Here is a 20,929-nt window from a genome sequence, read left to right as displayed (position 1 = left end):
TGGGGCTTCGCCCTGGCCTGCGGCCACCTCCGGCCCGGGCCTGCCTCCGGTCCAGCCTGCCACCCCTGTCAAGCGCCTCCCCCACACACCACGGGACCCACCAGGCACCGCCAAGGAGGCGGCGGACGGGGTCGGGCTGCGGGTCCGGAACCGTGTCGCGTCGGGGACCCTTCGAGACGTCATGGAACACGGGCGGACCGGCCTGACTCGGCCTCACCAGGCCCTCGCGGGGACCGGAACCATCACACGGCGGCTCATCAACCGCACCACGTCCGCCCGCCGCCTGCACACTCGGCCCCACCCTCCGCACCACGCCCACTGTGCGCGGCTCGCAGGCCCGCGGTCCGCGGTCCGCGCCGAACGGGCCCACGCTCCGTGCCACGCCTACCGTCCGCGACACGCGGGCCCGCGCATCCGAGCCGTCCGGCCGGGACTTCACGTACCCGTCCGATTACGCTTCGTGTCCATGCGGGCCGGCTTGCGCAGACGGGGCGGCCGCTCGGCCGCCCGGGCCGCAGCGGCGGTCGCGCTGTTGCTGGCCGCCCTCCTGCACGTCCTCGGGTGCGCGCACGGCCCTACGGCGCCTCCAGACCACCGACCCGACGCCCTGCTGCGCGCGGTGTCCGTCGGCTGCGCGGTGTTCTCCCCCGATGCGCCCCGGCAGGCACCGGCCCCCACCGCCGACCAGCCCCCGCAGACCGTGGCCCTCCCCGTGGCCGTGGTGCTCCCCGGGGCCACGGTCGGCCGGAGCGCCCCCGTCCCCGACGGGGCCGCCCACTGCCGGGGGTTGGACCAGCCGACCGTCCAACCGCCGCGTACCGAGGACCTGACCGGACCGCCCCTCCTCGCGGCGCTGCCCGCCGGGACGCGCGGCCTTCACCCCGACGTGCCTGCGGTGGCGCCCCGACCGGACCTTCCGCGGGCCGCCGCGTCGGCCGCCGGACTGGAGCGGGCGCGCCTGGGAGTCTGGCGGACCTGATCGGCCCCGCCGCGCCCCCTCCCTCCTCCCAGCCGGACGAACGAACGGACGGATGGACGGATGGACGGATGGAGGGACGGGCAGCTCGGCGACCGGTCCCCCGGCCCCCTCCCACCCACCGGTCGGCCGCCCGTCACGGCGGCGACCGCAGGAGAAGTACGCCATGAACCACCTCGCATCCACCTCTCCCTCCACACAGGTCTCGCTCACCTCCCCCGTCTCTCCATCCACACCCACCACCTCCACCCCCACCGCCCCCACCGCCCCGCCGGCCCAACTGCTCGCCGACGCCAAGCATCCGCTGCACACCCCCGCCGGACTCGTCGGCGGCACCCCCGTCCTGTGGATCGGGGAACCCTTCACCTCCGCCGGTCGTGGGTTCTGGGCCAAGCTCGAGGGCCACAATCCCGGCGGCATCAAGGACCGCGCCGCCCTGCACATGGTGCGCGCCGCCCGCGAGCGGGGTCGGCTGCTGCCCGGTGGCCGCATCGTCGAGTCGACCTCGGGCACCCTGGGCCTCGGGCTGGCCCTGGCCGGCGCCACCTACGGCCATCCGGTCACCGTCGTCACCGACCCCGGCATGGAACCGCTGATGACCGGGCTGCTCACCGCCTACGGCGCCGAGGTCGACCTGGTCACCGCCCCGCACCCCGAGGGCGGCTGGCAGGAGGCGCGCCGGCGGCGCGTCGGAGAGCTGCTCGCCGCCCGTCCGGACGCCTGGTGCCCCCAGCAGTACGACAACCCGGACAACGTCGCCGCGTACGCCCCGCTCGCCCGCGAACTCGTGGCCCAGCTGGGCCGCGTCGACACCCTGGTCGCGTCCGTCGGTACGGGCGGCCACTCGGCGGGCGTCGGGGCCGTCCTCCGGGGCTACTTCCCCGGCCTGCGGATCGTCGGCGTCGACACCACCGGTTCGACGATCTTCGGCCAGCCCGCCGCCGACCGCCTCATGCGCGGACTGGGCTCCAGCATCCATCCCCGCAACGTCGCGTACGACCTGTTCGACGAGGTCCACTGGGTCGCCGCCCCGGAAGCGGTGTGGGCCGCCCGCCGCCTGGCCCGCCACCACTACGCCACCGGCGGCTGGAGCGTCGGCGCCGTCGCCCTGGTCGCCCGCTGGCTGGCCCGGACGCTGCCCCCGGAGGACCGGATCGTCGCGGTCTTCCCCGACGGGCCGCAGCGCTACGTCGGTACGGTCTTCGACGACGGCTACTGCCGAGGCCACGGTCTCCTCGGCCACCTCCCGGCCGACGCCCCCGACGAGATCGCCGACAGCGGGGAGCGCGCCGTCACCCGGTGGACCCGGTGCACCCGCGTCACCGATCCCCTCGCCCGTCCGGCACGGCACCACCTCGCGGGGGTCCCCCGATGAGGCACCTGTGGCGGCAGACCCGTTCCTTCCCGCCCGGCGCGCGGCTGCTGATGGCCAACCAGTTCGCCATCAACCTGGCCTTCTACATGCTCATGCCGTACCTGGCCGCCCACCTCTCGGCCGGGCTCGGCCTGTCCGCCTGGGCCGTCGGGCTCGTGCTGGGCGTGCGCACCTTCTCCCAGCAGGGCATGTTCCTCATCGGCGGCACCCTGGCCGACCGGCTCGGCTACAAGACCCCCATCATGGCGGGGTGCCTGCTGCGGACCCTGGGCTTCGGGCTGCTCGGCTGGGTCGGCGACCTGCCCGCCCTCGTCGTGGCCTCCGCCCTGACCGGGTTCGCCGGCGCGCTGTTCAATCCGGCCGTCCGGGCCTACCTGTCGGCCGAGGCCGGCGAGCGGCCGGTGGACGCCTTCGCCACCTTCAACGTCTACTACCAGGCCGGCATGTTCCTCGGCCCGCTCGTCGGACTCGCCCTGCTGGCGGCGGACTTCCGGCTGGTGTGCACGGTCGCCGCGGCCGTCTTCGCCGCCCTCACGCTGCTCCAGTGGCGGGCGCTGCCCACCCGTCGGGGGCCGGGCGAGGACGCCTCCCGGGGCGGCGTCCTGGCCCAGTGGCGCGGTGTGGTGGCCAACCGTCCGTTCCTGCTCTTCTCCGCCGCGATGATCGGCTCGTACGCCCTGACGTTCCAGGTCTACCTGGCGCTGCCCCTCGCTGCCTCCGAGGCCCTCGGCGCCGGGGGGACCGCGGTCACCAGCGGCCTGTTCGTCGTCTCGGCGGCGGTCGCCGTCGCGGGGCAGCTGCGGCTCACCGCCTGGGCGAAGGCCCGCTGGTCGCCCGGTGGGGCGCTGGTCCGCGGGCTGGCGGCGATGGGGCTGGCGTTCGTACCCCTGGCGCTCAGCCCGCGGGGCTCGTCGGCGGCGGTGCTCGTCGCGCTGGTCGCGGCGGTCGTCCTGCTGGCGGCCGGGTCGGCGGTCGTCCACCCCTTCGAGATGGACACCGTCGTCGCGCTCGCCGGGAACCGTCTGGTCCGCCACCCACTACGGCCTCTACAACACCGTCTCGGGGCTGGGCATCACGTTGGGCAACCTCGGTACGGGGGCCTTGTGGGACCACGCGCAGCGGCACGACGCCGGCTGGTTGACCTGGGCCGCCCTGACCGCGACCGGCGCGGGGTGCGCGGCGGCGGTCGGGGCCCTCGCCCGGACCGGCCGGCTCGCGCCGGCACCGCCTCGACCCGTCGCGGTCCAGCTGCCGTAGGCGGGGTGGCCCGACCCCTCGGTCGGGCCACCCCGTGCGGTCAGGCCGTCCCGTCCGGTCGGGCCGTCCCAAGTGGTCGGGCGGTCCCGCCCCGTCGGGCCGCCCCGTGCCCGCTCACGACGGTGTCGGGGCGCTCCAGACCGCGCGGCCGTCCCTGAGGACGACGGCGTCCCCCGACGGGCGGACGAGGAGTCGGGCGCCGGGTGCGCCCGCGGTGCGGGAGGACCAGAGGGGCTTGCCGGCCGCGTCGCGCACGGAGAGTTCGCCGTCGGCGGCGAACAGCGCGTCGACGCCGGAGCCGGCCGTCCCGGCGCTCCACAGGGTGCGCCCGTCCTCCGCCCGGAGCGTCAGGTCGCCGTCGTTCTCGAGGCGCAGCCGGACGGCGCCCGCGTCCAGGGTGTCCCCGGGGCGCAGCACCGTACCCGGATGGACCTCGATGGCGGTGTCGAGCGAACCGCCGGCCAGGGCGCGGAGGGTGGGGATGGACGGGGTGAAGGCGTACACGGCGCCCTCGGTGCGCACGAAGCGCTGGAAGTCGAGGGTGGTGGCCCGGCCGCCGCTGGGCGAGGCGGATTCGAAGGCCACCGGGGAGGAGGTCCCGATGACGGTGTCGGCGCCCGGCTGCGGCTGCCGTCCGGGCGGGAAGCCCTCGTTGTTGCCCCACTGCCGGGCGATGAACTCGAACTGCTCGACGAGGTCGGCCTGGTAGCTGACGAAGACCAGTCCGCGGGGGGTGGGCGAGGAGTCGTCGCGGTGCGGGGGGCCGTAGGGGATGCCCCGCCGGATGATGCGGCGGGAGTCCAGCGCGGAGGCGGCCAGGGGCGGGCGTCCGGGCCTCGTGACGAGTCCGCCGCGCGGGCTGGTCTTGCGGATGTGTGCGAAGAGGGGTGTGGTCAGGCCGTCGGGGTCGTCGTGGAAGTCGAAGTCGTTCCCGGCGTCGGCACCTGGCGGCACGGGCTTCTCCGCCATCGGGCAGGTGGCGACGGGGGCCCCACCGGGCCAGCGCCCGACGAACCGGGCGGCGAGCCAGCGGACGTCGGCGTCGGCGGGCGCCGCCCCCGACTTCTGCAGCTGCTTCAGGAGCACGCGGGCCTGCGACCACCAGCCGGGGACGTCCTGCGCCAGCCGGCGCACGACCTGGAACGACCCGCCGGTGGCCCAGGCGGGCAGCCCGGCGGGGCGCTGCCCCACCCGCTCCTGCCCGACGATGAACTCCCCGGCGGGCAGGAGCCGGGTGCCCGGTTTGCCCTCCACGCCCGTCCCGGCCGCGTCCGCGGGGTGGAAGCCGCGTACGCCGGGCTGGCTGATGGCGTCGAGGAACCCGAAGTGCTCGTGCCCGCGCAGCGCCCCCGGCAGGGTCGCCGCGTCCTGCCGGAACACCACCTCGGCACCCGCGCCCTGCAGCGCGTCCCGGTGGCGGGCGGCGACCTGGGAGAGCACGTCGGGCGTGTCGGAGGCGAGGGTGAGCACGGCGTGGACGCCGTCCGCGGCCGCCCCGAACAGCCAGGACTCGGGGGCGCTGGTGCCGGTGTCGCCGAGCCGTTCGGCCCGTGCTGCGGGGCCGTCCCGGAAGGCCTCCGCGGTCCCTCCCCGCGCGACGGCCGGGAAGGGGTCGGCCTGTGCGAGGTGGCCCAGTCCGGCGTGGGTGAGGCTGAGGCCGGTCCAGAGCGCGGACATCGTGGTGGGGTCCGCGCCGCTGCGCAGCCGGCGCGCCCGGCTGAACCGCGTGTTGAACTGCGCCACCTGCTCGGTGCTGGACAGCTCGGGCAGGAGTGCGCGGAGCCAGCCGCGGGCCGCGTCGACTTCGCCGAACCGGATGAGGAACAGGCAGGCCTGGTCCTTGCGGAAGCCCGCGAGGATGTCGCCCTGCGTGGTGGTGTCCGTGCGCAGCGGCAGTTCCTGGCCGGCGGCCTTCGGGCCCGGGGCGGTGGGGGTGGTGGGGGCGGCCACCGCGGGGGCCGCTTCGGCCGGGGCGGCGTTGCCGACCGCCAGCGCGGCCGCGGCGCCGCCTCCGGCTCGTACGACGGTCCGGCGGGTGAACGGCATGGGTCCTCCGAGACGGGGCGGCGCGGGGAGTCAGTGGCCCTCACACTCGATCACCGCCCCGGTCCGCGTGCGACGCCGCACCGGTCGGTCGCCCCACGATCACCCACACGCGAGCCCGGATCCGGCGGAAGGCGTACGTCCGCGGACCGGGCGGCACCGGGTCGGCCGCCGCGGGCGGGAACGACCCGCAGGCCGATCCCGGGCCCGCGTCCATGCCGTACACCCGGTCGTTGGGCGGATCGACCGACACCATGGACGGCATGAAGCTGTACGCGGCTGCGCCGTCCGCGAAGGGCCGCAGGTTCGCGACCCGTGCGGAGTCGTGGCGGGACACCACCACGAGGTTCAGGGGGGCGGGCGTCGGCATGCCGCCGTTGGTCATCGCGACGACGTGGTCGTTGACGACCGCCAGGGCCGATGCCGGGCTCTGGCCGTCCGCGACGGACAGGTGATCCGCTTTCGCAACAGGTCCTATACGGGGAGCCGGCCCCAGCCCGTCGGGCCGCCGGCGGGCGGCTGCAGCGGCCGGGCCGGGACCGGTGGGGCGGGCAGCGGCGGCAGTGCCGGGAACTGGAGCCAGGCTTCCAGCAGGTCGTCGACCGGGGCGGTCGCGTAACGGGCCACGTGCGCCGCGAAGGCCGCGGTGGTGACCACGCCGTGGCGGTTGACGGTGGCCCAGTCGCGCAGCATCGGGAAGAACGCGTCGTCGCCCAGGGCGCACCGGACCGCGTGCACGGACAGGCCGCCGCGCTGGTAGAGGCGGTCGTCGAACATCAGCTTGCGGCCCGGGTCCGCCAGCCGCAGGTCCTGCGGCAGGGCGGACAGCAGGCGGTGCGCCGCGGCGGCGTGCGCGTGCGCGGTGCGGCCGCCGGTGGCCTCCGACCAGAGCCATTCGGCGTACTTCGCGAAGCCCTCGTTCAGCCAGATGTGGCGCCAGTCGGCGATCGTGACGCTGTTGCCGAACCACTGGTGGGCCAGCTCGTGGGCGATCAGGCGCTCCGAGCCCCGTACCCCGTCGACGTGGTTGGTCCCGAACTGGGACATGCCCTGGGCCTCCACCGGCACGTCGAGTTCCTCGTCTGCGACGACCACCGCGTACTCGCCGAAGGGGTAGGGGCCGAACAGCCGCTCGAACAGCTGCATCATGGCCGGCTGCCGTGCGAAGTCCCGGGAGAACCTGGGCAGCAGGTGGGTCGGGACGTACGCGCTCTGCGGGACGCCGCCGAGACCGGGGTCGCCGAGCAGCACGGTCTGGTACATGCCCACGGACAGCCCGACGAGGTAGCTGGAGGTGGGCGCGGGCTGCTCGTACACCCAGGTCGTGGTGCTCGCCCTGGTGGTCCGGGTCAGCAGCCGGCCGCCGGCCACCACGGTGTACGGCGAGGGGGTGTTGACCGAGATCTGGTACGAGGCCTTGTCCGCGGGCCGGTCGTTGCACGGGTACCAGGAGGGGGCGCCGACGGGCTGGCTGGCCACCAGCGCGCCGTCGGTCAGCTCCTCCCAGCCCAGGCCGCCCCACGGGCTGCGCACCGGCCTGGGGTTGCCCGACCAGTGCACCTCCACCGTGAACGCGGCGCCGGCGGGCAGCGGCTTGGCGGGGCGGATCCGCAGCCGGCCGCCGCGGTGCACGTAGTGCGGGGCCCGGCCGTCGACGAGGACCCGGCCGACCTTGAACTCGGCGAGGTTGAGGAAGAACTCGGGGAGCGGGGCCCGGCCCGCTATGGCGCTGAGCCGGGCGGTGCCCGCCAGGCGGTTGGGACCGGGACGGTACTCCAGGGCCAGCTCGTAGCGGTTCACCCGGTAGCGGGCGTCGCCGTTGTCCGGGAAGTAGGGGTCCGCCGCCACCGCCGCGCGCTGGCTGCCGGCCTTGCTCTGGCCGCCGGTCTTGCTCTGGCCGCCCATTGCCGCCGTCCCTCCCTGCGCCGTGCCCGTGCTGTCCGTCAAGGCCGCCAGACCTCGATCGGGTTGCCCAGCCAGCGGGTGTCGGCCGGGACGGATTCCCCGGCCATCACGAGGGAGGCGGGGCCGAGGGTGCTCCGCGCCCCCACCGTGCTCCCGGGCAGCACGATCCCGCCGGGTCCCAGCGTGGCGCCCGCACCGAGGGTCACAGTATCCGTCCGCAAGATCCGATCGTGGAAGAGGTGGGTCTGTACGACGCAGCCGCGGTTCACGCTGGCCCCGTCGCCCAGCGCCACCAGGTCCGTCTCCGGCAGCCAGTAGCTCTCGCACCACACGCCCCGGCCGACCCGGGCGCCGAGCCCGCGCAGCCACAGGGACATCACCAGGGTGCCAGGGACCGCCCCGATCAGCCACGGCACGGCCAGTACCTCGACGAAGGTGTCGGCCAGCTCGTTGCGCCACACGAAACCGCTCCACAGGGGGTGCTCGCCGGTCCGGTGCCGGCCGACCAGGAGCCATTTCGCGGCCACCGCGACCAGGCAGGCGGCCACGCCGGAGCCGAGCAGGACCAGGCCCGACAGCAGCGCGCCGCCCACGACGCCCGGCCCGCCCGCTGCGTCGGGTCCGCCGGTGCTGCCACCGGCCGTCATCAGCGCGCAGAGCGCCGCCGCGGCCAGCGCGGCCAGGGCCACCGAGCAGAACACCGGCACCAGCCGGCACAGCTCCACGAGGCCGCGGGCCCACAGCAGCCGGGCCGGTGGGTGGTAGGTGCGGGTGCTGTCCGAGGCCGCGGCGGAGCGGGGCAGCCGGACCGGTGGCAGGCCCAGGTACGAGCTGCCCTTCTTGGCCTTCTTCGGCGTGGCCGACAGGACGCCGACCAGGCCGTCGTCGGGCACGCTGCGGCCCGGGGCGGTCATCCCGGAGTTGCCGAGGAAGGCGCGGCGGCCGATCTCGGAACGGCCGATCCGCATCCAGCCGCCGCCGAGCTCGTAGGGCGCGGTGAGGGTGTCGTCGGCGAGGAAGGCGCCCTCGCCGACGGTGGTGAGGCTCGGCAGCGCGAGCACGGTGGAGACCTCCGCGCCGGGACCGATCCGCATGCCGAGCAGTCGCAGCCACACCGGTGTGATCAGCCCGGCGTACAGCGGGAAGAGGGTGCCCCGGGCCAGGTCCATCAGCTGGGTGACCGTCCAGGCCTGCCAGCCGACCCGGCCGTGGGTGGGGTGGCTTCCGGTGTGCAGGCCGATGCTGAGCAGCCGGACGGCCACGAGCACCAGCAGCGCGTACGCGAACCCGAAGGCGAGCGCGGCGGGCACCACCGCGAGCAGCGCCCCGCGCAGCGCCGTGCCGAGCCCGGCCCCCGGGGGTACGAACAGGCCCGCCACCAGCAGCGCCGGTACCGCCGCGAGCAGGGGCAGGACGGTCAGGCCGAAGCCGGTCACGCCGTACATGGCGCGCCAGTGCACGGCGCGCGGCGGGCGCTCGCGCGGCCAGTTGTGCTTGGCCTTGCCGAGCTTCGCGGCGGGCGCCCCGGCCCAGCGCTGGCCGGTCGGGATCTGGCCGACCACGGCCGATCCGGGGGCCACCTCGGCCCGCTTGCCGACGCGGGCACCGGGGAACAGGACGCTGCGGGTGCCGACGACGGCGCCGGCGCCCACCTTGACCGGGCCGATCTCCAGCCGGTCCCCGTCGAGCCAGTGGCCGCTGAGGTCGACCTCGGACTCCACGGCGCAGCCGCGGCCGAGTTTGAGCAGGCCGGTGACCGGGGGCAGGGCGTGCAGGTCGACGTCGCGGCCGATCTTGGCGCCGAGGGCGCGGGCGTAGCGTTCCAGCCAGGCGCCGGTGAGCGAGGTGGCGCCCGCGCACTCGGCCAGCCGCTCGGCGGTCCACAGGCGCAGGTGGACGGCGCCGCCGCGCGGGTAGCGGCCGGCGGCCACGCCGCGCATCAGCAGCCGGGCGCCGCCGGCGGCCAGGGCGAGGCGTCCGGGCGGGCTGAAGAACAGCAGGGCCCCGGCGGCCACCAGCCACCAGGGGGCGGTCGGCGCCCACGGGTACGACCCGACCTGGTGCAGTACGTTGCCCAGGGCCAGCAGCGCCACGCTCCAGCGCAGGCCCATCAGGGTGAACAGCGGCGGCAGCAGCAGCGCCTGCACGATCCAGGCGCGGGCCGGCACCGGCGGCACGGTCCGGGCCGCCTCGCCGCCGTGGGCGGACTTCTCCAGCCTCCGGGCCAGCTTGCGCAGGGTGGGCTGCTGGTAGACGTCGAGCACGGCCGCGCTCGGGTAGCGGGTGCGCAGGCGGGTGGTGAGCCGGGCGGCGGCGAGGCTGTTGCCGCCGATGGCGAAGAAGTCGTCGCCGGCGCCGGTGACGGCCACGCCGAGGGTCTCGCGCCACTGCTCGGCGAGCCAGGCCTCGGTGCCGGACAGCTGCTCGGCGGGGCCGGCGGCCTCCAGGTCGGGCAGCGGCCAGGGCAGCGCGTCCCGGTCCACCTTGCCGGAGGTGCGGGTCGGCAGGGTGTCGACCGCGGCGAGCAGCGGGACCAGGGCCGCGGGCAGCTCGGCGCGCAGCCGTGCCACGGCCGCGGCGCGGTCCCAGCCGTCCTGGGTGACGAGGTAGCCGACGAGCAGCTGGTTGCCGCTGCGGGCGGTGCGGACGGCGGCGGCCGCGCCGGCGACGCCGGGCAGGGCCTGGAGCGCGGCGTCCACCTCGCCCAGTTCGATGCGCCGCCCGCCGAGCTTGACCTGCTCGTCGCCGCGGCCGAGGAAGACCAGCCCTTCGGGCTCGGCGCGGACCAGGTCGCCGCTGCGGTAGGCGCGCGCCCAGCCGAGGGACTCCAACGGGGCGTACTTCTCGGCGTCCTTCGCCGGGTCGAGGTAGCGGGCCAGGCCGACGCCGCCGATCACCAGCTGGCCGCTGCCGCCCATCGGGACCGGTTCGCCGGACTCGTCGACCACGGCCAGCTCCCAGCCGTTCAGCGGCAGCCCGATGCGGATCGGCTCCTCGCCGGTCATCAGGGCGGCGCAGGCGACGACCGTCGCCTCCGTCGGGCCGTACGTGTTCCAGACCTCGCGCCCCTCGGTGACGAGCCGGGCCGCCAGCTCGGGCGGGCAGGCCTCGCCGCCGAAGATCAGCAGCCGGACGTCGTCGAGGGCCTCCGGCTCCCAGAGGGCGGCGAGGGTGGGCACGGTGGAGACCACGGTGATCTCCTGCTCGACCAGCCACGGTCCGAGGTCGACGCCGCTGCGCACCTGGGAGCGGGGTACGGGCACCAGGCACGCGCCGTGCCGCCAGGCCAGCCACATCTCCTCGCAGGAGGCGTCGAACGCGACGGACAGCCCGGCCATCACCCGGTCGCCGGGGCCGATCGGGTCGTCGGCGAGGAAGAGCGCCGCTTCGGCGTCCACGAACGCGGCGGCGCTGCGGTGGGTGACGGCGACGCCCTTGGGCTTGCCGGTGGACCCGGAGGTGAAGATGATCCACGCGTCGTGGTCGGGGCCGGGGCGGGTGGCCGCCGGGTCCGGCTGCCCCGGTCCGGCGGCCCGGGCCCGGTGCACGGGCGCCCCGGCGGCCGGTGTCCCGGCGGGTCGCGCCCCGGCACGTGGCTGCGCGGACGGTGTCCCGGTCTCGGCGGCGAGGACCTCGATCCGGCGGTCGGCGCCCAGGACCGCCCGCACGCCGGCCTCGCCGAAGACCAGCTCGGCCCGCTCGTCCGGGTCCTCCGCGTCCACGGGCACGTAGGCCGCGCCGGCGGCGAGGACGGCCAGGATCGACGCGTACAGCTCGTTGGTGCCGGACGGCACGCGGACGCCGACCCGGTCGCCGGGCCGCACGCCCGCGGCGGCCAGCGCCCGGCGCCGGCGCTCGATCTCGGCGGCCAGTGCCCGGTAGGTCAGCCGGTAGGTGCCGTCGTCGAGGGCGAGCTCGTCGGGGTGGGCCCGGACGGAGTCGTCGAGGACGTCGAGGAGGGTGCGCGGCGGGGCGGGCGGACCGGCGGTGAACCGGGCCGCCTTGGACGGCTCGTCGGGCGTCCCACCAGGGCTTTCGCCCTGCGGGACGCCGTGGTCGGGCCAGGTCGGCTCGGTGCGCTCAGGTGTGGCTGCCATTGCCCCTCGCGTCTCGTTCCCGGACGGATCCGGTCCGCCGACGGAGACCGGGTATGCCCGGTTTGTTCCGACTCGACGGAGAACAACCGGCCAGCCTACGCCAAGGGCGCAGATTCCCTCGCCGAAACTCTTGCGCTTGGCCGGGAAGAGACGGTAAAGAGCCTGCTCACACCACCTCACCCCGTCCGCACGGGCCGGGACGCACGGCGGACGGGTGGGGAGGGGTCCGGGTCCGCCGTGCGCCGCCGTCGCTCAGAACGCCCCGACGGCTCCGGTGTCCCGGAAGCGCCCGGGGTGCTGCCGGCGGTATTCGACCAGGCTGTGGGCCACGGCGGCGCCCTCGCCCACCGCGGCGCCGACCCGCTTGACCGATCCCGACCGCACGTCCCCGACGGCGAAGACGCCCGGCAGGCTCGTCTCCATCGGCCGGGCGTCGGGGCCGGTGCCGCCGCTGCCGGTCAGCACGTAGCCGCGGTCGTCGAGCTCGAGGACACCGCCGAGCCAGTCGGTCGAGGGGCGCCCGCCGATCAAGACGTACAGGCACTGCGCCGGGACGGTGCGCTCGTCCCCGGCGCGGTCGCGCAGCCGGAGCCCGGTGAGCGTGGTTCCGCCCAGGCACTCGGCCACCTCGGTGCCGAGCAGGACGCGCAGGCCGGGGGTCCGCTCGATGCGCCGGACCAGGTAGCTCGACATGGAGGCGCCGAGGTCGGTACCCCGGACCAGCAGGGTGACGGAGCGGGCGTAGCGGGCGAAGTAGAGGGCGGCCTGCCCGGCGGAGTTGCCGGCGCCCACCATGTAGACGTCCTCGCCGGCCGCCGAGGGCGCGTCGGCCAGGCACGCGCCGTAGTACACGCCGGAGTTGAGCAGCCGGTCGACGCCCGGGCTCGCGAGGCGGTTCCATTCCACGCCGGTGGCCACCACCACGGCTGCCGCCGAGACCGAGGCCGTCTCGTCCGTGCCGGCCTTGACGAACTCGACCGCGTGGTCGCCGGTGTCCGTCGGGAGCAGCCGGGTGGCCACCCGGGTGGGCTGCCACTCGACGCGGGCCCGGCGGGCCTGCTGGAGCGCGCGCTGGGCCAGGTCGCCGCCGCTGAGTCCGACGGGGAAGCCGAGGTAGTTCTCGATCCTGGAGGTCGAACCCGCCTGGCCGCCGGGCGCGTCGTCCTCGATGACGACCACGCTCATGCCCTCCGCGGCGGCGTACACGGCGGTGGCCAGGCCGCCGGGGCCGCCGCCGATCACCGCGACGTCGTAGCGCTCGTGCTCGGCCGGCCGGATGAGGCCGAGCCCGTCGGCCAGTTCACTGATCGAGGGGTCGACCAGTTCGGTGCCGTCGCCGAGCCGGACGGTCACCGGCGCGTCCTGCCCGGCCTCCTCGGGCACCCAGCGGAAGAGGACGCCGCTGCGGCCGAGGAAGTCGCGGACCGCGTAGGCGGCCGGCGAGAAGCGGGAGCCGCAGACCTCGGCGGTGGGCAGGCCACCCCCGCGGTCGGCGTTCCAGGTGCACAGGGCGTCGTCCAGGGCGACCCGGAGGCGCTCGGCCGGGCCCGCACCGGTCCCGCCCGCGTCCGGGGCGGTGTCGCCGTGCTGTGCGCGGCCGCCGTCCGGAGCGCGGTCGCCCTCCGGGGCGCGGTCGCCGTCCGGGGCCGCGGCGCGGGGCGACGGGGCGGCGGGGTCCCCGGCGAGGGGCAGCCAGCGCGTGGCCGGGTGGCCGGCGGCGTACGGTCCGGGGTCGTGGTCCGCGACCACCGCGGCGACGGGCACGTCCGCCTCCGCCATCGACCGCAGCACCCGGTCCGTCTCGGCCGCCCCGCCGACCTGCAGGACGCGGAAGGACGCCCGGTACCAGTGCTGCACCAGCTCGGCTGTCTCGTGTCGGCGGAGCGGATCGGGATCCGCGAGAAGGATCACCGGCAGCGCGGTCTCGGCCATGAGAGGTCCCTCCAGGGTGTGTTGATCGGTGACTGTCCCCCACCGGTCAACGACTCGGAGATCATTCCGTGGCTGTCGAAGTTCGACGGCGCCGACGGCCCCGGCGGTCCGCGGGGCGGCCGGCCGCCGCGCCGCCGGAATCCGCCGGAGCCGTCGCGTCCGTCAGAGCCGCCCGAAGAACTGGTTGCCGCGGGCCGCGTGGTCCTGGCTGGTGTAGTACTCCTTCATCGCGGAGCTGATCTCGTCACGGCTCAGCCGGCCGTCGCCGTCGCGGTCCAGCGCGGTGAACGAGTCGTCGAAGGCCTGGCGGGGCAGCCGGAACATGCCGTGCAGCAGGGACGTGTACTCGTCGCGGCTCAGCATCCCGTCGCCGTCGCGGTCGCCGATCTCGGTCCAGGCGTTGCTCAGGTTCCTGATCCGGTCCCAGATCCGGTTCTGGTCGGTGACGATCCGGGCCCGGAACGCCGCCCGGAACTCCTGCCGGTCCACGGCCCCGTCGTCGTCGCGGTCCATCTTCTGGAAGACCGTGTCCCAGAGCTCGGCCAGCGAGCCCCTGAGGTCGGCCACCGCGTCCGCCGCCAGGCCCAGCGATTCCGCGAGCTGGTCCGAGACGGCCAGCACGTCCGACCGCTCCACCCGCCCGTCACGGTCCGAGTCGAAGACGTCGAACGACCGGTCCAGCTTCATGTCCAGCAGGCTCACGCCAAGCCACCCTTCACCCTGCGTACCCGCACGACTACCGTGCGCTTGCGCGAGGAATCATAGATCGCCCCCGCCCCGTTCCAAGATCCCCCGCACGGGCGACGCCGAGTGCGCGCGGTCCGGGGTCCCGCCGCGGAAGGGGCGCGGCGGGACCCCGGACGGGCGGGGCGAAGGGACGAGGGGGCGAGGGGGCGAGGGGGTGGGGGGGCGAGGGGGCGTCAGGACGTCGGCGCCGGGACCTCCGGGGCCAGGGAGTTGCCCGCAGGAATGCGGCCGCAGTCGGAGGGGGCCGTGCGGCCCGCGAAGCGGTCGCCCAGCCAGCCCACCGCGGCGGGCGCCCAGACGACGGGCACCCCGACGTGGCTGAGCAGGTCGAACTGCCGGTACGCGATGGACCCGTTGCCGGTCGAGCAGTACTGCCGGGCGAGGGCCCGCACGTCCCCGGCGACCATGACCCCGTCACCGGTGCCGATGCCGGGGCGGTTGCTGAAGGTCCCCTCCCACACGCCGCCGTTGCCCTGCGCGATGAATCCGGGCACGGTGGGGGTGGGCGCCGAGCCGAGGTTGACCTTGTTGACCGCCTCGACGAAGGCGGGCACCGAGTTCGGGTCGGCGTACTGGGGCTTCGCCATCTTCTTCCACGTCAGCCCGGGGTAGCGGCCCAACGCGTCGACGATCGACCCCTTCTCCAGCTTCTGGTACACCTCCGCGCCGTAGGAGTTCAGGTACGGCTTGAGGTCGATGCCGAAGGAGCGGGAGACGCCGATGAGCGCCATCGGGATGACGCCCGTCCACACGACGGAGCCGTCCACGTACCTGAGGTTGTGCGCCGGGTCCACGAGGAGGCCGCCCTCGGCGAAGCCCACCAGCTTGCGGTTGACCTCGGGCGCGTAGTCCGGGGCGAGCGCGGCGGCCCAGTTGGTGGCGATGGCGCCGCCGGAGTACCCCAGCAGGCCGAACCGGGTGTCGGAGTCCAGGCCGGTCTCGGCGGACGCGGTCGCGGCGCGGATCGAGTCCAGCGTGTTGGTCCCGTACTCGGGGCCGGCCGCGAAGTCGGCCGACTGGCCCTCGGTGTCCGGGATGACGAGGTCGTAGCCCGCCAGCAGCAACGGCACCACGAACACGGACTCGGCGTTCGCGATGGCGCCGCCCAGGGAGACGTTGCCGGCGATGGCGCGGGACGGGCCGTCCTCGGGGTCGAGCGAATCGTAGAACGACTGGTACGACACCGCCTTGTCGTGACCGCCGGTCGGACTCGGCACCACCGTGGTCACGTTGGCGGACGGACGGCCCTGGGCGTCGGTCGTGCGGTAGAGCAGCTGGATCGCCTTGAGCGGCGTGGGCAGACCCACGAGGTGGTACTTCAGCGTCCGCGTCTTCAGCACGGTGCCCGGGGCGAACGACGAGAGCGGCTCGCTGCCGGTGTAGGCGTAGAACGGGTCGCTCGCCGTGGCGGTGTCCGTTGCCGTGGCGGTCGAGGGGGCGGCCGTGGCCGCCGGGGCGGCGGTGGCGGCCATCGCGACGACGACGGCGGTGACCAGGAGACGAGCGGCGTTTCTGGGCATGACTCCCCCGAATCGTGGGTGGGATGGCGGGACGTGCGGGAGCCGGCGCCGGGCGGCGGCGCCGTGCGGAGCGGGGTGGGACGGGACGACCGGTCGGGGGGGCACGGGTGGGTCGCCCGTGCCGCGCCGGGTCGGTGGGATGCGCGCACGGCATCCGGTGGCGGTGCGGCGCGGTCGTAGGGGGATCGAGGCGAGGGGCGGGGGGCGGGGGGTGGGTGGGGGGCGCGTGGTGGGGGTGGGGGTGGGTGAGGTCCGGTGGAGGGGCGGTCGGGATCCGTACGCATCTGGTGATCCACCAGGCGAACGTGTTACCAACTGGTAGGTAACGTGCTGGAAACCAGGATGCGGCCGGCACGTGGCCGTGTCTCCGGGGCGCACCACAGAGATTCGCGAGGTGGATTGTGACCGCACCCAAAGCGGCGGAGCCCGACGCGGGACCGCAGTTCGGCGGCATCCCGGTCCACAAGCGGCTCCTCGCCGCCGCGCCGGCGCTGGCGCCCGCGGTGACGGCCCGGCTCGTCGAGATGCTGCCCGCCTACGGCGCGCTCCCCTCGGAGCAGCTGCGCGGCGAGGTCACCAAGGAAGTGGACCGCGGCATCAGGGCGTTCATCAGGGTGCTGCGCCACGGCGAGCTGCCCGAGGAGGCCGAACTGGCGCGCATCAGCGAGTCGTCGGCCCGGCGCGCCGACGAAGGCGTACCGCTGGAGGCCGTGGTCGGCGCCTACCACTACGGGGCGGAGGAGTGCGCGGCCCGGGTCCTCGCGACCGCCGAACCGGGCGACCTGCCGGACGTGTTGCTGGTGCAGCACCGGCTGCTCGGCTACCTCCGGCTGGTCAGCTGCGCGGTCGCGGCGGGATACGTCCAGGAGCGGCAGACGGCCCTCGGCGACGAGCAGGTCGCCCGGCAGGCCCTGCTGTCCCGGCTGCTGGAGGGCGGCAACCCGCAGGCCGCGGCCGACCGCGCCGGCATCCGGCTGCCCGCCTCGTACGTCGTCCTGAGCATGGCCGTGGGGCCGCACCCGGACGAGCTGCTGCCCGGCGTGAACCACTCCGTCGCCGCCCGCCGCAAGATCCGACGGCTGCGCAACGAACTGCAGCGCCAGACGCCGGGGGTGCCGCTGTCCGTGCTGTCCGGCGACGGCGGGCTGGTCCTGATCCCGTACGGGACGCCGGCCGGCGACTTCGGTGCGGCGGACCGGGAGCGGCTCACCCGGGTCGTGGAGCAGCTCGGTCTGATCTGCGGCGCCGAGCTGCAGGTGGCGGCGGCCACGGCCGCGCCGGAGGGCGTCGCGGAGGCCGCCCGGCTGGTCGGCGAGGTGCGGCGGGTGGCGGAGGCGTCCGGCCGGGGGCCCGGGCTGTACCTGCTCGACGACGTGCTGCTGGAGTACCAGCTGAGCCGCCCGAGCCCGGCCCGGGACGGGCTCGCCGCGCTGCTCGGCCCGCTGACCGGGCGCCCGGAGCTGCTCGACACGCTGCGCACCTTCCTCGCGTGCGGCCTCGACCGGCGGCGGGCCGCCGCCCGGCTCCAGGTCCACCCCAACACGGTGGACTACCGCCTGCGCAAGGCCACCGAGCTCACGGGGCTGGACGCGGCCCGGGGCGCCGACCTGCTGACGCTGCACGCCGCGCTGGCCGCCCACGACGCCGTACGGCGGGCCGAACCCGAGACCGGCTGACGCCTGCGCGGCACACCGCGCGGCGGACGCGGGCACGCCTCCCCCGCCGGCCGGGCCGTGCCGTGCCGTGCCGTGCGACCGTGCGATCTCCGCCGATCGGCGGTTCGATGGGGTCATGCGGTACGCAGGTGTCGGACGGGCCGGCCTGCGCGGGGGCCTGGCCGGCGTGCTGGTCGCGGCGGCGGTCCTCGCGTTCGCTCCGGCGGCTCCGGCGGGGTCTCCCCCGGCGCCCCCGGTCGCGGAGCGCTGCTCCCCCGGCTGGGTGTGCGGATGGACCTCGCCCGGCTACACCGGAGTGGTGAGCCTGGTCAACGTGGACATGCCGGCGTACCCGGAGACGACGGCGTACGTCGGGTTCAACGACGGGCTGTCGGTGTGGAACGGCTCCGGCACGTGGCGGACCTCCGACGGGCGGTGGGGCCGCTGCGTGGTGGTCTTCGACCAGCCGCACTACAAGGGGCGGGCGCTGACCGTCCGGCCGGGTCGTGGCGTCGAGAGGCTCCCGGCGTCCTTCGGGCACGTCCGGTCGAACCGGTTCACGACCTGCCGAGTGGGCTGACCGCACCGCGCGCCGGCGCTCAGGCCCCGCGAGCCCGGCGTGATCCGAAGGACAGGCCCCTAGACCGCCGCGCGCGGGACCACCCACAGCGCCTCGGCGGTGGCGCAGAGTTCGCCCTCGGCGGTGGCGACGGCCGTGCCCACGCCGTACTTGCGTTCCGCCGAGGACAGCAGCCACGCGTAGGAGACCAGCCGCTCACCGGCCCGGACCGGCCGCAGCAGCCGCGCGCCGAGCGCGGCCGTGACCGCACCGGCCGGGCGGCCGTCGAGCAGGCGCCCGGCGGCGTTGCCGGGGCAGTCCAGCGCGCCCCACACCAGCTCGGGCGGCAGCAGCCCGTCCGGGTCGGCGAGGGCGGCTCCCGGGGTCCAGGCGGTGGCGACCAGGTCCCGTCCCGGCACCGCACCGCAGTGCTGGCGCAGCCCGGTCGCCGGGGTGCGGTCCAGGCCGCAGCCGAAGCAGTCGGTCTGGCCGTCCGGCGGGGCCGCCCGGTAGGCCTCGGCGGCCGCCTCGGCCTCGGCCCAGGACGGCGCCTCCGGCACCTCGGGGGCGGACCCGGCCGGCCCGGCGGATCCGGTGGGGACGGCGGCGGCCAGCAGGAGGTCGCCGTCGGTCAGGGCGCACCCGCCCTCGGGGGTCGGGGCGAGTCGCACGGGCAGCCCGGTCGGTACGGGCCGCCGGAAGTCCACCCGTACGTCCCGTGCGGTCGCCCGCCCGGCCAGTACGCCCGCCACGTAGCCGCCGAACGCCACTCCGGTGTAGCCGTGCAGGTGCTCGGGGATCGTGATGGTCTCGAAGTCGGTCATGCCCGCCACCCCATCACACGGCCGCCCGCGCCGTGCGGGGAGGCCTGCCGGACCGGACGCGGCGCGGGCTGTCGGCCGGGGGGCGTGCCGCGCGGGGTCGGGCGGTCGCCGGCCCGCGGCCGTCCGGTGTGCGGCGCGGCGGAATAATGGGGCCACCGCGGCCGCACGGGCCGGGGCCGTGGCGAGCGAGGGACGACGAAGGACCGATGGGTTTGACGCAGGGCCAGCGCGTGAAGCTGGCGGAGGACATCGGCCTGGCCGACGCCGTCGCGGGCGGCTCGGGGGCCGTCGTCGGGTTCCTGTCCCTGGCGGCCGGCACCGAGGGGACCGTCGAGCGGGTCGACGGCCGGCTGCCCGAGAGCCATGGGGTCGGGGAGTACCAGCGGCTCACCTCGCTCCTCGAGGCCTTCGGCCACACCATGCCCGAAGCGAGCAGGACGCGACTCGAAGAGGAGATCGGGGCACTGGAACCGGAGTGGAGGGCGTTCCGGGCGCGTGGCGCCCGCGTCACCGCCCGCGTCCGCTTCGACAACGGCTTCGTCCTCGACGGCGCGCACGAGGACGTCCTCGTCCCGCTCTGACCCGGCCGCCGGCCCGGCCCCTGGTCCCGGCCCTTCGCCCCCGGCCCCCTGTCCCCGGTCCCCGGTCCCCGGAACCGGTGTTCCGGACCGGGCGTCCGGCCGGGGCGCGGGCCGCGTCGGCCGCGCCGCCCCGGCGCCGGCGGGCTCAGGCCCCGGGTGCGGCCGGGCCCCGGTGCCTGATGTTGACGGCCGCGGCCTTGGCCAGCGCCAGGGGGTTCAGGAAGCGCAGCGGTCCGATGAGGCGGGAGGCGAAGAGGTGCATGTGCCGCGCCACCGAGGCGTCCCGCGCCGCGGCCGAGAACACCAGCCGCTCCATGGGGTTGAACGGACGGGCGGTGGCGTAGTCGGCGGCCAGGTACTGGTGGCCGCGCAGCCGGCGCCGGTGCGTACGGGCGTACACCGCGAGCGACCGGTCGAGGTCGGCCCGCCCGGCCGCGGCGGCAGCGACCGCCTCCGCCAGCCACTGCGCGGACTGCAGGGCCCACCCGCACCCCACCCCCCACAGGGGGTCGCCGGTCAGGGCGGCGTCACCGATGAGCGCGACGCCCGGTGCGGTCGGCCGACGGCTGAGCAGCGGGTAGTCGACCGCCCCGATGATCTTCGAGACGCGCTCGGCGGAGTCGATGGGCGGCGCCTCGGGCAGGGCGCGGACGAACGCGCGGAAGCTGCCCTCCAGGTCCTCCTTGAACTCCGGCAGCCGCTCCTTGGACGGGAGCACCGCGAGGACCGTCACCCCGTCGTCGTTGGGGAAGGCGTACGCCATGTCGGGCTCGAGGAACCAGGTCTGGCCGATCCCGCCGTGCAGCGGCAGGTCGCGGAAGTGCGCGAGGTAGCCGAACCGCGCGTTCTCGTACCGCCGGGCCGGCAGCCCGGCGAACCCGGCCACGGCCGAGTCCTTGCCGTCGGCGCCCACCACCAGGCGGGCCCGGAGCTCCCGCTCGCCCTGCGGTGTCGACGCGCGCACGCCCACGGTCCGCCCGGCCTCCTGGATCAGCCCGGTCACCTTGTGCCCGAGGAGCAGGTCGACGCCGGGGGTCTGCGCGGCCCGGTCCCGGATCATCGGGTCGAGGGTGCTGCGCCGCACGTTGTAGGCGTACGGCAGGTCGGGGCCGCCCGGTGCGGCCCGCGGCTCGATCCATCCCCAACGGGTGTACCAGCGGGCGTCGTTGCGGACGGCACCGGCCTTCTCAAGGGCGGGCACGAGGCCGAGTTCCGCCAGCACCGGGTAGGCGTTGGCGGTGAGGGAGTGGGTGCACAGCACCTTGTACGCCTCGGGGTCCGAGCGGCGCTCCAGCAGTGCGACGCGGACGCCGCGGCGCGCGAGCAGGACCGCCGCCGCGCTGCCCGCGAGGCTGGCTCCGCTGATGACGACGTCGTAGTCGTCTCCCGCGCCGTGTCCTGCGCTCCGAGACCTGATCATGCGCTGGTCGCTCCCTTCGGGGTGCTGCCGTGAGGGTT

General features: G+C 75.9%; 14 protein-coding genes and 1 pseudogene. 6 read left to right on the top strand and 9 right to left on the bottom strand.

The features are described from left to right. The first annotated feature begins 466 nt into the window (after positions 1 to 466). The 3 genes and pseudogenes from ACIQCH_RS34025 (at position 467) to ACIQCH_RS34015 (ending at position 3,608) form a co-directional block, all read left to right on the top strand. Positions 467 to 979, top strand: a complete 513-nt coding sequence (locus ACIQCH_RS34025) for a hypothetical protein (RefSeq protein ID WP_402587430.1) — start codon at positions 467 to 469, stop codon at positions 977 to 979. Positions 980 to 1,142: 163 nt separating this feature from the next. Next, positions 1,143 to 2,351 carry a PLP-dependent cysteine synthase family protein gene (locus ACIQCH_RS34020; protein WP_402587428.1) on the top strand — a complete coding sequence of 403 codons (1,209 nt, stop codon included), beginning with the start codon at positions 1,143 to 1,145 and terminating at the stop codon, positions 2,349 to 2,351. After that, a pseudogene (locus tag ACIQCH_RS34015) lies at positions 2,348 to 3,608 on the top strand (MFS transporter). The gene ACIQCH_RS34020 and the pseudogene ACIQCH_RS34015 overlap by 4 nt, the downstream one beginning before the upstream one ends. Positions 3,609 to 3,722: 114 nt before the next feature. Here ACIQCH_RS34015 and ACIQCH_RS34010 read toward each other — a convergent pair. From ACIQCH_RS34010 to ACIQCH_RS33980, 7 genes are all read right to left on the bottom strand, one after another. Next, complete coding sequence (locus ACIQCH_RS34010) at positions 3,723 to 5,654, bottom strand: Dyp-type peroxidase (RefSeq protein WP_402587426.1); 1,932 nt, start codon at positions 5,652 to 5,654, stop codon at positions 3,723 to 3,725. Positions 5,655 to 5,694: 40 nt separating this feature from the next. Continuing rightward, positions 5,695 to 6,021 (bottom strand): hypothetical protein, encoded by a 327-nt coding sequence (locus ACIQCH_RS34005; RefSeq protein WP_402587424.1) that lies wholly within the window; start codon positions 6,019 to 6,021, stop codon positions 5,695 to 5,697. 104 nt (positions 6,022 to 6,125) lie between these two features. Further along, positions 6,126 to 7,556: a M1 family metallopeptidase gene (locus tag ACIQCH_RS34000; protein WP_402587422.1), complete on the bottom strand. Its 1,431-nt coding sequence runs from the start codon at positions 7,554 to 7,556 to the stop codon at positions 6,126 to 6,128. A gap of 38 nt (positions 7,557 to 7,594) precedes the next feature. After that, the gene (locus tag ACIQCH_RS33995) at positions 7,595 to 11,653 is read right to left on the bottom strand and encodes a Pls/PosA family non-ribosomal peptide synthetase (RefSeq protein WP_402587420.1); all 4,059 of its coding nucleotides are present in this window, start codon (positions 11,651 to 11,653) and stop codon (positions 7,595 to 7,597) included. Positions 11,654 to 11,905: 252 nt separating this feature from the next. After that, positions 11,906 to 13,585, bottom strand: a complete 1,680-nt coding sequence (locus ACIQCH_RS33990) for an NAD(P)/FAD-dependent oxidoreductase (protein WP_402587418.1) — start codon at positions 13,583 to 13,585, stop codon at positions 11,906 to 11,908. A 162-nt stretch (positions 13,586 to 13,747) separates the two neighbouring features. Further along, entirely contained in the window at positions 13,748 to 14,287 is a 540-nt protein-coding gene (locus tag ACIQCH_RS33985) for an EF-hand domain-containing protein (protein ID WP_402587416.1), read from the bottom strand. A 218-nt stretch (positions 14,288 to 14,505) separates the two neighbouring features. After that, positions 14,506 to 15,852 carry a lipase family protein gene (locus ACIQCH_RS33980; protein WP_402587414.1) on the bottom strand — a complete coding sequence of 449 codons (1,347 nt, stop codon included), beginning with the start codon at positions 15,850 to 15,852 and terminating at the stop codon, positions 14,506 to 14,508. Positions 15,853 to 16,253: 401 nt separating this feature from the next. On the opposite strand from ACIQCH_RS33980, the gene ACIQCH_RS33975 reads away from it, so the two are divergent. Then, a complete protein-coding gene (locus ACIQCH_RS33975) occupies positions 16,254 to 17,528 on the top strand; it encodes a PucR family transcriptional regulator (RefSeq protein WP_402587412.1) in 1,275 nt (424 codons plus the stop codon). 115 nt (positions 17,529 to 17,643) lie between these two features. Next, positions 17,644 to 18,087, top strand: coding sequence for a peptidase inhibitor family I36 protein (locus tag ACIQCH_RS33970; RefSeq protein WP_402587410.1), 444 nt, complete (start codon positions 17,644 to 17,646; stop codon positions 18,085 to 18,087). A gap of 59 nt (positions 18,088 to 18,146) precedes the next feature. Here the strand turns inward: ACIQCH_RS33970 and ACIQCH_RS33965 are convergent, their stop codons facing one another. Beyond that, complete coding sequence (locus ACIQCH_RS33965) at positions 18,147 to 18,890, bottom strand: PaaI family thioesterase (RefSeq protein WP_402587408.1); 744 nt, start codon at positions 18,888 to 18,890, stop codon at positions 18,147 to 18,149. Between the two features lie 206 nt (positions 18,891 to 19,096). Here ACIQCH_RS33965 and ACIQCH_RS33960 point away from each other — a divergent pair, with 206 nt between their 5' ends. After that, positions 19,097 to 19,471 carry a hypothetical protein gene (locus tag ACIQCH_RS33960; RefSeq protein ID WP_402587407.1) on the top strand — a complete coding sequence of 125 codons (375 nt, stop codon included), beginning with the start codon at positions 19,097 to 19,099 and terminating at the stop codon, positions 19,469 to 19,471. Positions 19,472 to 19,616: 145 nt separating this feature from the next. Here ACIQCH_RS33960 and ACIQCH_RS33955 read toward each other — a convergent pair whose 3' ends face one another. Next, complete coding sequence (locus ACIQCH_RS33955) at positions 19,617 to 20,891, bottom strand: NAD(P)/FAD-dependent oxidoreductase (protein ID WP_402587405.1); 1,275 nt, start codon at positions 20,889 to 20,891, stop codon at positions 19,617 to 19,619. Between the last annotated feature and the right edge of the window lie 38 nt (positions 20,892 to 20,929).

This window comes from Streptomyces sp. NPDC093225 (assembly GCF_044753805.1).
In the GTDB taxonomy this organism is placed as follows: Bacteria; Actinomycetota; Actinomycetes; order Streptomycetales; family Streptomycetaceae; genus Streptomyces.
This window is presented reverse-complemented; position numbering and strand designations above follow the sequence as displayed.